The organism is Mariniflexile ostreae (assembly GCF_042427585.1).
GTDB classification, from domain to species: Bacteria; Bacteroidota; Bacteroidia; order Flavobacteriales; family Flavobacteriaceae; genus Pseudalgibacter; species Pseudalgibacter ostreae.
Window position 1 is genome coordinate 184,563 of the sequence record NZ_JBHMFC010000105.1, and the last position, 12,212, is coordinate 196,774.

9 protein-coding genes are annotated in these 12,212 nt (G+C 35.7%); 3 read left to right on the plus strand and 6 right to left on the minus strand.

The window, feature by feature from the left end:
- Positions 1-8: 8 nt before the first annotated feature.
- From ACFFU9_RS16125 to ACFFU9_RS16135, 3 genes are all read right to left on the minus strand, one after another.
- Positions 9-821, minus strand: a complete 813-nt coding sequence (locus tag ACFFU9_RS16125) for an SDR family oxidoreductase (protein WP_379862516.1) — start codon at positions 819-821, stop codon at positions 9-11.
- Between the two features lie 54 nt (positions 822-875).
- A complete protein-coding gene (locus tag ACFFU9_RS16130; protein WP_379862517.1) occupies positions 876-1,691 on the minus strand; it encodes an META domain-containing protein in 816 nt (271 codons plus the stop codon).
- A 381-nt stretch (positions 1,692-2,072) separates the two neighbouring features.
- On the minus strand, positions 2,073-3,233 hold the full coding sequence (locus ACFFU9_RS16135) for an MFS transporter (protein WP_379862518.1): 1,161 nt from the start codon (positions 3,231-3,233) through the stop codon (positions 2,073-2,075).
- A gap of 201 nt (positions 3,234-3,434) precedes the next feature.
- On the opposite strand from ACFFU9_RS16135, the gene ACFFU9_RS16140 reads away from it, so the two are divergent.
- Together ACFFU9_RS16140 and ACFFU9_RS16145 are read left to right on the plus strand one after the other, a co-directional pair.
- A complete protein-coding gene (locus tag ACFFU9_RS16140; protein ID WP_379862519.1) occupies positions 3,435-5,033 on the plus strand; it encodes an FMN-binding glutamate synthase family protein in 1,599 nt (532 codons plus the stop codon).
- Between the two features lie 160 nt (positions 5,034-5,193).
- Positions 5,194-7,371 carry an FUSC family protein gene (locus ACFFU9_RS16145; protein WP_379862520.1) on the plus strand — a complete coding sequence of 726 codons (2,178 nt, stop codon included), beginning with the start codon at positions 5,194-5,196 and terminating at the stop codon, positions 7,369-7,371.
- Positions 7,372-7,407: 36 nt separating this feature from the next.
- On the opposite strand, the gene ACFFU9_RS16150 is transcribed toward ACFFU9_RS16145, so the two are convergent.
- The 3 genes from ACFFU9_RS16150 to uxaC all read right to left on the minus strand — a co-directional run bounded on the left by ACFFU9_RS16150 (position 7,408) and on the right by uxaC (position 11,245).
- Positions 7,408-8,346, minus strand: coding sequence for a YeiH family protein (locus tag ACFFU9_RS16150; protein ID WP_379862521.1), 939 nt, complete (start codon positions 8,344-8,346; stop codon positions 7,408-7,410).
- A gap of 63 nt (positions 8,347-8,409) precedes the next feature.
- Positions 8,410-9,297 carry a LysR substrate-binding domain-containing protein gene (locus tag ACFFU9_RS16155; protein ID WP_379862522.1) on the minus strand — a complete coding sequence of 296 codons (888 nt, stop codon included), beginning with the start codon at positions 9,295-9,297 and terminating at the stop codon, positions 8,410-8,412.
- A gap of 535 nt (positions 9,298-9,832) precedes the next feature.
- The gene (gene uxaC, locus ACFFU9_RS16160) at positions 9,833-11,245 is read right to left on the minus strand and encodes a glucuronate isomerase (RefSeq protein WP_379862523.1); all 1,413 of its coding nucleotides are present in this window, start codon (positions 11,243-11,245) and stop codon (positions 9,833-9,835) included.
- 409 nt (positions 11,246-11,654) lie between these two features.
- On the opposite strand from uxaC, the gene ACFFU9_RS16165 reads away from it, so the two are divergent.
- Positions 11,655-12,044: an acyl-CoA thioesterase gene (locus ACFFU9_RS16165; protein ID WP_379862524.1), complete on the plus strand. Its 390-nt coding sequence runs from the start codon at positions 11,655-11,657 to the stop codon at positions 12,042-12,044.
- The last annotated feature ends 168 nt before the right edge of the window (positions 12,045-12,212 follow it).

Consider the following 12,212-nt stretch of genomic DNA (forward strand, 5'->3'; position numbering starts at 1 on the left):
TTAATTTTTTAACTCATTTTTTTTATGTGCTGTATCACGCCGCCGTCTACTAAAATATCGGTTCCCGTAATAAATTGCGCTTCATCGCTAGCTAAAAACCGTACTACACCTGCAACGTCTTCCGGTGTTCCGTTTCGTTTTAGAGGCGTGGCCTGCTTAATCATTTCCATTCTTTCGGGATGTTCTTCAGCGGCTTTTAAAGCCATAGGGGTTTCAATAACCCCTGGAGAAACACTTACAATTCTTGCACCTTTTTCACCCCATTTATCTACATTCTTGTAAACCAACAATTGTACACCTCGTTTAGCAAAATTATACATCAAGTCTGAACTGTTCTTTACAAAACCACTTATAATACCAAAGGATTCTGATGCCTGTGGATTTTTAAGGGCTTCATCGTACGCTGTGTTTACAGGAATGGTATGAGCCATCATAGAAGAAAGTAAAATGGCAACGGAATCCTTTTCAGCAATCGTGTAAAAAGCATCTACCAAAAGCTCTGTAGCCACCAAATCGATAGTATATACTTTTTGTATATCCGTTACGGTACCGCTAACCCCTGCCGTGTGAATTAATGCTTTTAGCGCTCCTAAATTAGAAACATATGTAACAAGCTTTTCAATATCACTTTCTTTTGTAATATCGCAAGCAATACCCGTAACATCAAAGCCCTCTTTTAATAACTCATCTACAGTAGAGTCTACTTGTTCTTGAACGTAATCTGTTATAACCATAGAATGGTTTTTAAACGTTCTAGCACAAGTTTGACCTATACCCCCAGCGCCTCCGGTAATTACAATTATTTTTTTTTGGACGTCCATTTTTATATTAGTTTATAAGTTAATACATTTTTAAAAGTCTGTTTTTTAAAATTTTCACTTCACATACACGGCTTCAAAAACAGCTAATGGAGCTTTTCTTCCCATATTTAGTGACAACATATCCTTATCTAGGGTATAGTGATCTGCAAGTTCAAACACCTTTAAAAACTCAGATTCATTAAAATCCATATCTGGACATGCTCTCATGGTTACGGCTATGTTTTCAAATTGAATGCTGTTGTCCTTTTCTAATTTATATGCTCCACTTAATGAATTACAGCCCGAAAACCCTGTTATACGATTTTCATCTGCGGCTAAAATGAAAAATATCTCACGCTCTTGCTGATCTGCCATAACGATATCTTTGCCCCCTAAGGTTCTAAGTACCCAACGCTTTTCAACAATAGGCTCCTTATTTATACCCGCTTTTTTAAAACCTGCCAAAACCTCGTTTGAAGCACTATAAAGTGTTAAATGATTATCTGAAATAGTGAAGCTATCGGCACCTTCAAAAACACCTAAAATTACCGACTCGTTTATTTTAGCATCTGGACATGCCATTCTCGTCGATCCTATTTGCGAAAAAGAAATACGCTTGCCCTCTTCTAAAGTATAAGTTCCCATAAACGTATTACATCCTGAATGGCCAGTAATTCGTTTGTTTTTAGGATTTAAAACAAAGTATATTACAGGCGCATCCACCTCTTTACCAGGCGTATCCTCTCCCTTTAACGTGTTTATAACCCATTTTGTATTTTCAATAGATACAGTTGAAACCTTAACTGCTACATCTGAAGTTTTTAAGTGTGCTTTTTCACCATTCTTACAGCCCATAGCCATTAGAGCACCTATTATTAACCTTGTTTTCATATTTTATCATGTTTTAAAATGTCAACCCCTCAAATCTACGATTAGTTCGTTAAGTTACGAACCAATCAAATGTAAAATATTGTTAAATTATTTATATCCATCATACACAAAAGGCTTTTTAAACAAGTTGACCTCACACCTAAATGATTGTTTAAGTATTTTTAAAGAAGTTTTAAAAAAAAAAGACCAATCCTCCCTTATTTTAAAAAATCGGTTTGTTGTCTTACCGAAATCCGCATCACAAGGGTTTCCCGATTTTGTACTTCTATCTCTGGATGATACGCTATAGCCCCTATATCTAAAAATAGCCGAATACTTATCTTGTATGTTCGGTATTAGGCCAAGCAAAGGCATTTTCACTTTTTAAAGGGGAGCTTTCTTTTAAATAGTTTTTTTTCTAAAAACAACCTGAACCACAGCCATAACAACCGTAAGGGAAAGCCCTAAAAGCGTTACGCCCATCCATTTATAATGCTCCCAAGCAAGAGCTCCAAACGCAGTGCCTAAAGCACCTCCAATAAAAAAGCCGACCATATAAATAGTATTAACCCTATTTCTAGCGTCCCTATTTTTTGAGAAAATAATATTCTGATTGGTTATATGTAACGCTTGCAAACCTAAATCTACAAAAACAACCCCTAAAATGAGTCCAATAATCGAATTCCCAGAAAGCATGAAAATTACCCAAGATCCCATTAAGATGATAACCGAAACGATAATAATTTTAGCTTTATCAAAACGGTTGTTTAATTTCCCCACTACGGTAGCCGCTAAGGCTCCAAAAATAGCAAACACTCCAAAAGCACCTGTAGCACTGCTGCCATATCCAAAATTATCTTCCATTAAGAATACCAATGTGGTCCAGAAAGCACTTAACCCCGCAAAGGCCAGTGCCCCTCTTAAGGTTGCCAATCGCAATGAAGGCTCTGTTTTAAAATAATACCATAGAGAGCTCATTAAATTACCATAACTACCTTTATAATCTGGACTGATTTTTGGCAATTTTAAGATCAATAATATATATAAAGCTATCATCATGAGTGCCGCAGCAAAATACATCACCCGCCAACCATATAATTCTCCCACAAAACCACTTATAATCCGACTTCCTAAAATACCTATCAACAAGCCACTCATTACAATACCAATGGCCCGCCCCCTACCTTTATCATCACTTAATTGAGCTGCCATGGGTACAAATAACTGCGGTATGGCAGAAGTGAACCCAATAAAAAAACTACTTAATATTAGTAAAAATAAAGATGTAGAAAAACCAGCTGCCAGCAATGCTAGAACCATAAGAGCAAAATCAAATTTCAATATTTTATGATTGGAAATTTTATCTCCCAATGGAATAACAAATAAGAGGCCAAAGGCATAACCTAACTGCGTTGAGAGTGCCACATAGCTAACGGCCGATTCCGAAACCTTGAAAGTAACCGATATAAGATGCAAAAGTGGCTGGTTGTAATATAAGTTTGCCACAACCAGTCCTGCAGACACACTCATTAGATATAATACATAATTATTCAACTTGGGCATAGTATGATTTTTTATGGCTACAAAGTTAAGGGATTGCTCATGATACCATAAACTACTCCAAGGTTTTTATATCTACGTGTGAAAAACACCAATTAAAAATAAGTCATCTAAATTATAAGTTATAAGTAAAAAACAATTATGTTGTCTGTTTGATAGTTTAAATGGTAGTCTTATCTTTAAGGTTTAAATAGAAACCAATTTATGAAAGTTCGTGAATTTTTTATTATAAGTTCCATATTAACCGTTGTAGCGGTAATAGCAATTGCTTTTTTTTGGCTCCTCATATTATGGGCCTTTATACTAATAGCCCCTCTTATTATAATGGGGGTTTATGATATCATTCAAAAAAAGCATACCATTCGACGCAACTTCCCTCTTATTGGGCGCTTTCGCTATGTATTAGAATCTGTGCGACCAGAAATCATGCAATATTTTGTAGAAACCGATACGGAGGGAAGACCTTTAAATCGCATCTTAAGGTCACTTGTATACCAAAGGGCCAAAGGCGAAAACGACACCGAGCCTTTTGGTACCCAAATGGACATTTACCATTCGGGTTATGAATGGATGGAACACTCTATGTACGCCAAACACAATCCTAAAAAAATTGGAGAATTCCCTAGAATACTTATAGGTGCCAAGAACTGTAAACAGCCCTACTCCTCCAGTTTATTAAATATTTCTGCCATGAGTTTTGGCTCCCTTAGCAAAAATGCCATTCTGGCTTTAAACAAAGGTGCTAAAATGGGCGGTTTTGCACACAATACAGGGGAAGGCGGGATTAGCGATTACCATTTAGAACATGGAGGCGACCTGATCTGGCAAATTGGAACAGGGTACTTTGGATGTAGAAACGATGACGGTTCATTTAATGAACAGACCTTTAGAGAAAATGCGATACGCCCTCAAGTTAAAATGATAGAAATCAAATTATCTCAAGGTGCCAAACCAGGCCATGGAGGCATATTGCCTGCCATAAAAAACACTGAAGAAATTGCTAGAATAAGGCATATACCTCCCCACGTCGCAGTACATTCTCCACCGTCCCATTCTGCATTTTCAAACCCGATAGCCTTCATGCATTTTATAAAAAAACTTCGGGACCTCTCTGATGGTAAACCTGTGGGCTTTAAATTATGCCTGGGCAGGAAACAGGAATTTATGGATTTCTGTGAGGCAATGATTTACACAGGCATAACCCCAGATTTTATAACTGTTGATGGCGGTGAAGGCGGTACTGGGGCTGCGCCAGTAGAGTTTTCGAACTCTATGGGCATGCCGTTAAGAGAAGGATTAATTTATGTACATGACACCTTGGTAGGCTTCGACCTAAGAAAAGATATCAAGGTAATTGTTGCAGGTAAAATCATTACTGGTTTCCATATGGCAAGAGCCTTAGCACTTGGCGCCGATGCCTGTAATAGCGCACGTGCCATGATGCTTTCCATCGGTTGTATTCAAGCGTTAAAATGCAACACCAACACTTGTCCTGTAGGCGTAGCCACACAAGATAAATCTTTAGTTAAAGGCTTAGTTGTAGAAGATAAGGCACCACGTGCCCACCGGTATCATGAAGCGACAATCCATAGTTTTTTAGAGCTTATTGCCGCTGCAGGACTTGATGCTCCCGAAGACCTTTCCCGTGAGCATATAAGCAAGCGTGTAGGGATGTATAATGTTCAAACCTATGATGAGATTTACCCGCCAATGAAAGTTGGGGCACTTTTAGATATCAATACCATTCCAGATAACTATAAACGCTATTTTCAGCTCACAAGAATAATGAATCAGGATTTATAAAACCTGAAACAAATCGTAACCGAGTTAATAAAAAAACTAAAGAAGTTTTGTACTTTTATTGAAAGTACAATTTCAAAGTTTAATTTTGCTGCTCAAATATTATATTTTGAGAAACCTTATAAAACCCTATCCGAATGCTTTTTTTGAACTAGTACAATTCATGAAAAGTACTAATTTTTCAAAAGCTATCCTTATCGTCGTTTCGGTTACCATTCCTGTTGTTATAGGGGTATCGTTGGGTCATTTTGAAATAGGACTTGCCATATGTTTTGGGGCCTTTTGGTGTTCTCCAAGTGATATTAGCGGCAGTAACAAACACAAAAACTTAGGCATCTTGTTCTCTGCAGCCATGGTTATGGTTGTAAGTTTTATTGGAGGCTATCTCAAATTTTCAATTTGGATTTTATTACCCGTTTTAGGCCTACTCACCTTTGCTATCGCCTCTATCTCTGTCTATGGATTTAGGGCCTCTTTAATAAGTTTTTCAGGACTTTTGGCCCTTGTACTGAGTTTTGCAAACGATTCTGACACCTTAGAGGTCTATCAACGTGCTATATTAATTGGTATTGGCGGTATTTGGTACTTATCATTGTCTACATTATGGTATTATATTAACCCTAAAGCGCAAACCGAAGAGGTTTTAAACAAAATATTCCTTCTAACCGCCGAGTTTATAGAAACTCGAGCAAAGCTTATTGAATCGCAAAAAGAACGCCAAAATTTATTAGTAAAACTATTAGAGCAGCAGCATGAGCTTACAGAACATCATGAAACAATGCGTGATATTTTCATGGTTTCGAGAAAAAACTCAGGAAAATCTAATTACCAAGGAAAGCGTTTATTAGTATTTGTTCAACTTATAGACCTTCTAGAAACAGCTATTGCCAATCCTGTAAATTACAATAAACTAGATACATTATTATGTAAGCATCCAAAATTTATTCAGAGCTTTCAAGATTTAATGTTTGAAATGGCATCGCAATTAACACTTATCGCCAAATACAGCAATACACCAAAAAAACTCCCTAGAAACAATAGTTTAACCCATGCTTTTAATACTATAAAACAAGATATTGAACACTTTAAACAAACTATGGGGCAAGAGGATTATGAAGGGTATTTAATGCTTCAAAACCTATTAGACTATCAAGAAAAACAAATTGGAAAACTAAAAGAGATTAAATGGCTGTTAGGAAATCCTAAACTAGACACAGATGATTTTATTGAAAAGGATGTTTTAAAACGATTTGTTGTCCTTCCCGATTACGATCCTAAAATATGGATAAGAAATTTTAGTTTTAGATCTACAATTTTTAGGCACTCCTTGCGTTTGGCCGTAACTGTAATGATTGGGTATGTAATTGGTAAAGTTTTCGATTTCCAAAATCCTTATTGGATACTCTTAACCATTATCGTTATTATGAGGCCTAGTTATGGACTTACAAAAAAACGCTCTAAAGACCGTATTATCGGTACGCTAATAGGTGCTTTACTGGCCACAGGCTTGGTGTTTTTAATACAAAACCCCTACCTCTATGCTATTTTAGGGATAGCTTCGTTAGTAGTAACCTTTTCAATGGTTCAAAAAAACTATAAGGCCTCTGCTATTTTTATCACCTTAAGTGTTGTTTTTATCTACGCTATTATCGAACCGGATGTGCTTACTGTTATTCAATTTCGTGTTTTAGATACTATTATTGGTGCTGTTCTATCCTTTATGGCCATTTTATGGTTATGGCCAGCTTGGGGAATTATGGAAATAGGCGAAAACATTAGAGACAGCATTAAAGCTAACTGTCATTTTTTCAAGCACATTAGTACGTTCTATCAAGAAAAAGGCAAGGTGAGCACTGCTTATAAAGTATCTAGAAAAGAAGCCTTTTTACAAGTTTCCAATTTAAGTGCTGCCTTTCAACGCATGGCACAAGAACCACAATCGAAACAAAAGCAATTAGATGACGTTTACGAACTTGTAGTGCTTAACCACACCTTTTTATCTGCCCTGGCCTCCTTAAGCATTTACATCCAAAACCAGCCCACTTCTGAAGCTTCCGATACGTTTGTTCTGATGTGTGACGACGTCAATACCAATCTCAATCAAATATTAAATATTCTAGAAACAAAGCCCTCTGCCAACATAAAGCAGAGAGACCTCTCTAAATCACATTTAAATAGACAACGTTTTTCAGAAACATCCAATAAAATCAAGGAGCTTACTATTTCGGAAACTAAAAATCAGCGCGACCACCAAGAAGCTCACTTAATTTGGGAACAATTAAACTGGTTATACTCGTTAAGTGAGAAAATATTTAAACGCGTATCCCTGCTTAAAATATAAAGTTTTTTTTGAAATGATTAGCATTGAGAATTCATTCTAGTTTAGAATAAATATCAAAGAACTTATTGAAATAGTCATCCAAAGTAGAAATCCTAATAGAAAAGGTTTAGGACCAGTCTCTTTCATATCTGAAATACTCAAGGTACTTCCCACTAAAAACAAGGTTACAATAAGTAGACGCTTAGACAAACCAGTTATACCGTTTGTTAGCGCCTCAGGCATCGGCAAGTAACTATGGATTAAAATAGCCAATATAAAAAGCAAGATAAACCAAGGAATTTTTATCTTCCCTTTTGTGGTTTTGAATACAAACATAGAGATAATAGATACAGGAATGATCCAAAGTGTTCTTGCCAATTTAATGGTTGTGGCAACCGTTAAGGCTTCAGTCCCATAGCTTAATGCCGACCCTACTACCGAACTCGTATCGTGAATGGCAACCGCAGCCCATACCCCAAATTGATGCTGTGTTAAATGAAAATAATGCCCCACGGCAGGGAAAACAAATAAAGCTACAGAGTTAAGAAAAAAGACCACACATAACGCTACCGAGATGATTTTCGGTTTAGCTTGGATTACTGGCGAAACTGCTGCTATGGCACTTCCTCCACATATAGACGTGCCCGAGGAAATTAAGTGCCCCAGTTTTAAATCCATTCTTAAAAGTTTTGCCAAAATATATCCTACAGAAAATGTAATGGCTATCGTAAATATGGTTATAAACAATCCATCTTTACCCGTCTGTATGGTTTCCATAAAGTACATCCCAAAACCCAGTCCAATAACCGATATTTTTAATAAGTATTGAATCCCATCGTGCACTAATTTTTCAAAAGGATTTCCCAGAAACAGTGTGAATAGAAACCCTAAAACCAATGCAATCGGACTGTCCACAAGACCACTTAAACACAACAGGCCTCCTAATATAAATAAAACTTTAATCCACATACTTTTCATACTGTATATACTCTTCATAAGTAACAGTACAAAGGACGAAATAACATGTGGTTTGTTTGCGAAGCGATTGGTAATAGGCTATTACCTCTGGTTATAATGGTTTAAAAATAACTGTTGCAGTTTTTGTTGGGTTTTAGACTGAAAACCTTGCCTAGATACGAAATAAAACCAACGCTCGATACTCAGGCCTTCCACTTCTACCACACGTAATTGTTGGTCTATTAACTCTTGGTTAATGGCATGTATGGATAAAAATGCAGCATGATCGCTGTGTTTCAAATAATTTTTAATACTTTCTGTACTTCCCAAAACACTTACGGTTTCCCATTTGTGATTCCCTTGTTTTTTTAAGGCATTTTCTATAACTTCACGTGTGCCAGAGCCAAATTCACGTTCAACAAAAGAAAAGTTATCAAGTTCGGAAACAGAAATACTATCTTTTTTACAAATGCTATTTTGATGCCCGAGCGTAAGGACTAATTCATCTTTTACAAAAGGGTCATAATGCAAACGTGTATCGTGATTATCCCCTTCGACAATAGCAAAGTCGAGTTGACCATTTACTATCAAGTTCTGAATATCTTCGGTATTTCCACAAGTTAAAACCATATACAATTCGGGATGTTTTTTTTGTATTTGTGCTGTAATTTTGGGTGCTACATATTGTCCGATTGTTGTACTGGCCCCTATTTTAATTTTTGATGGAAGTGTTTTGTTGGGATTGAGGAAATGATTATATAAATCTGAATAAACATCTAATAACGTATTGGTATACTTTAAAAAATCATGTCCTTCGGGCGTTAAAGAGATGCTGTTTCCTGATCTTCTAAAAAAAGCAACACCAAATTCCTGTTCTAAATTTCTTATTGTTTTAGAAATGGCCGGCTGAGACAAAAAAAGATTTTCTGCTGCTTTTGTAAAACTTTTGGTTAAGGCTACTTCTTTAAAGATTTTAAGCTTATGATTCATGCCTTAAATATACACTTTTTTGTGAGTGTTCAAGAGCAACAACTGCTCCAAAGCATTGGGGAGTTTTTAAAACACGACAGGTTGTTGAAATCTTTCGGTAGTAGTTCTAAAATAATCATTTGCTCCAAGGCTTAAAATAAATTTATATCCTTCAAGTTTTCCCTCAAGCACATAAGAACCTTATCTTTTTACCCAAAAACAAATTCCGCCTTCATCCTGCGAATTTCCAAAAAACAACCTACCGTTAGTGGCATCATTAGCCTAGTTCTTATTGAAAAATTCATTCACCTAATAGAACTTTCATTTATAATAATGTAGCATTTCGATTCAGATTGCCAACCACACTTATACAGACACGACCAGTTGCGTCTAAATTCTTTATGTGTTCGTATCTACCATATAGCTTTTAAACACTATAATAAAACAGGCAGAACGAAAACCGTTCTGCCTGTTTTATTTTATAACGCACTAGAAAAAGCATGAACATTCCTTTGTAATAACGTGTAGCCTATTATTTTTCACAATATACAAGGGGCTATTCAAACCCAAAATAGTTAACGGTGTTATTATAACAGATATTCTCCACGAGTGTACCGAAAAAATCGATATCATTTGGCAATTCGCCATTTTCGATCTGACTGCCTAGTACCTCACACAAAATTCTTCTAAAGTACTCATGTCTTGGAAAGGAAAGAAAACTTCTGCTATCTGTAAGCATGCCTAAAGAACGGCTTAACAGACCTAGATTAGACAAAACTTTTATATTCTGTTCAATACCGTCTTTTTGGTCTAAAAACCACCATCCAGCGCCCCACTGCATTTTTCCAGGGAGTTCTTCTGAGTTAAAATTCCCCATCATGGTGGCAAATACTTCGTTGTATGCTGGATTTAAGTTATATGTTATAGTTTTTGCCAATTTTTCTTCAAAATCCAATTGGTTTAAAAACTTAGAAAGGGACTGTGCCATCGGGAAATCGCCAATAGAATCGCATCCGGCATCCGCGCCGAATTTTTGCTGTAAGCGTTTGTTATTATTTCTTATGGCTCCTAAGTGATATTGTTGTGCCCAGCCTTTTTCATGGTATTTTTTCGCTAAATAAAATAATAAAAACGATTTAAATTGCTCGACGTCCTCTGCAACTAAAACCTCCTTATCCATATGCTTTTTAAAAATAACAGTGGCGCGTTCTTCCGAACAATCTTTAACATACAAAGGACTTCCTATTCCGTAATCGGAAAGCTTGCACCCCATTTCTTTAAAGAATTCTATTCTATCATCAATCGCTTTTAAGTATCCTTTTAAATTTGAGATTGAATAACCAACACGAGATTCCAATTTCTTTAAATAAGAAGCAAAATTAGCATCCTCTATTAAAAACAAACCATCTGAACGAAAAGTGGGTAGCACTTTGGTGTAAAAGTCTCCATCGGCAATCTGTTTATGGTATTCTAAAGTGTCTGTTGGATCATCGGTGGTACAAACTAACTTAACTTGCATCTGCTCCAATAGCTGTGCTGGTGTTTTGTTTTTTAGAACAGCATTGGCTTTATCGTAAATAGCTTTTGCTGTAGAGGGCTGTAACACCTCGTCGATATCAAAATAGCGCTTTAGTTCCATTTGAGTCCAGTGAAACAACGGGTTCCCAACAGTATAAGGTACCGTTTCCGCCCATTTTTCAAACTTTTCCAATGGAGAAGCATCGCCCGTAATATAGCGTTCATCTATACCATTGGCACGCATCCCACGCCATTTATAATGGTCCTCTTTCAACCAGGCTTCTGTTATGTTTTTTATAGGTTTGTTCTCAGCGATTTTTTTAGGTGACAAATGATTGTGATAATCTACAATCGGCATTTTTGCCGCAAAATCATGATATAAAGTTTTAGCTGTTTCTGAGTTTAGGAAGAGGTTCTCTAAATCAAATTTTAAATTGGTTTTGAAATTCATATATATACTTTTTAATAGTCTAAATTTTAAAATCGAATCTTCAATGCTTGGGATGAAATCTATTTTAGAATTTCAAAAATATAAGTTTTTGTTGGTTTTTATATGGATTATTCATCCTTAAAAGGTGAAAACTTGTCCAAAACACCCCATTATAATCATGTTTCCTGCAAAACAAGCTTAGTCGCACAGATATCTTAAAATTAATTTCAAATTTAGAATCTTATAAACATCTTGTTTCTCGTTGAGAATACAATCTCTTAAATTTTTATTTTTTTGTATTTTTATATCTTAGGAAGGCTGTAAAAAAAGCAACACTTTTAAAACTTTACTTTATCTATCATTATATATCCTTTTAGAAGCTATTCTGAACAAAAAAATAAGACTATTTTCGCCATATAAACAACAATGTATGCCAATTTACTTTTCTGAAATTACCGTTACCGAAAGCGATATAGACGAGCTTAATCACGTAAACAATATCCGTTATATAGAATGGGTACTTGATGTTGCCATAGCGCATTGGAAAAAAAATGTGACTTCAGAAATTGACGCCAACTATTTTTGGCTGCTATTAAAACATTGCATTGAATATAAAAGTGAAGCTTTTTTAAATGATGTTATCGTTATTAAAACCTATATTGAAAAAGCTGAAGGGGTAAGATCAACGCGCATTGTAGAAATAACCAATAAGCATACCCAGAAATTAATAGCCAAATCGGAAACCACCTGGTGTTTAATGCATTCTGAAACTAAACGTCCCGTAAGAATAACAAAAGCTATTAAAGATCTGTTTCGCTAACGGCATAATACAATACACTGTTAAAAAATATAAAACTGTCCTTATCCGTTTTAAAAATACATTAATTTGTGTTTTGACCCCTATAAAACAAGAGTAATCTTTTAAATTTCGATTATTAATTATGCGTTTAATTTTCTCATTATTATTAGCTGTTTATCAGCGTTCCAT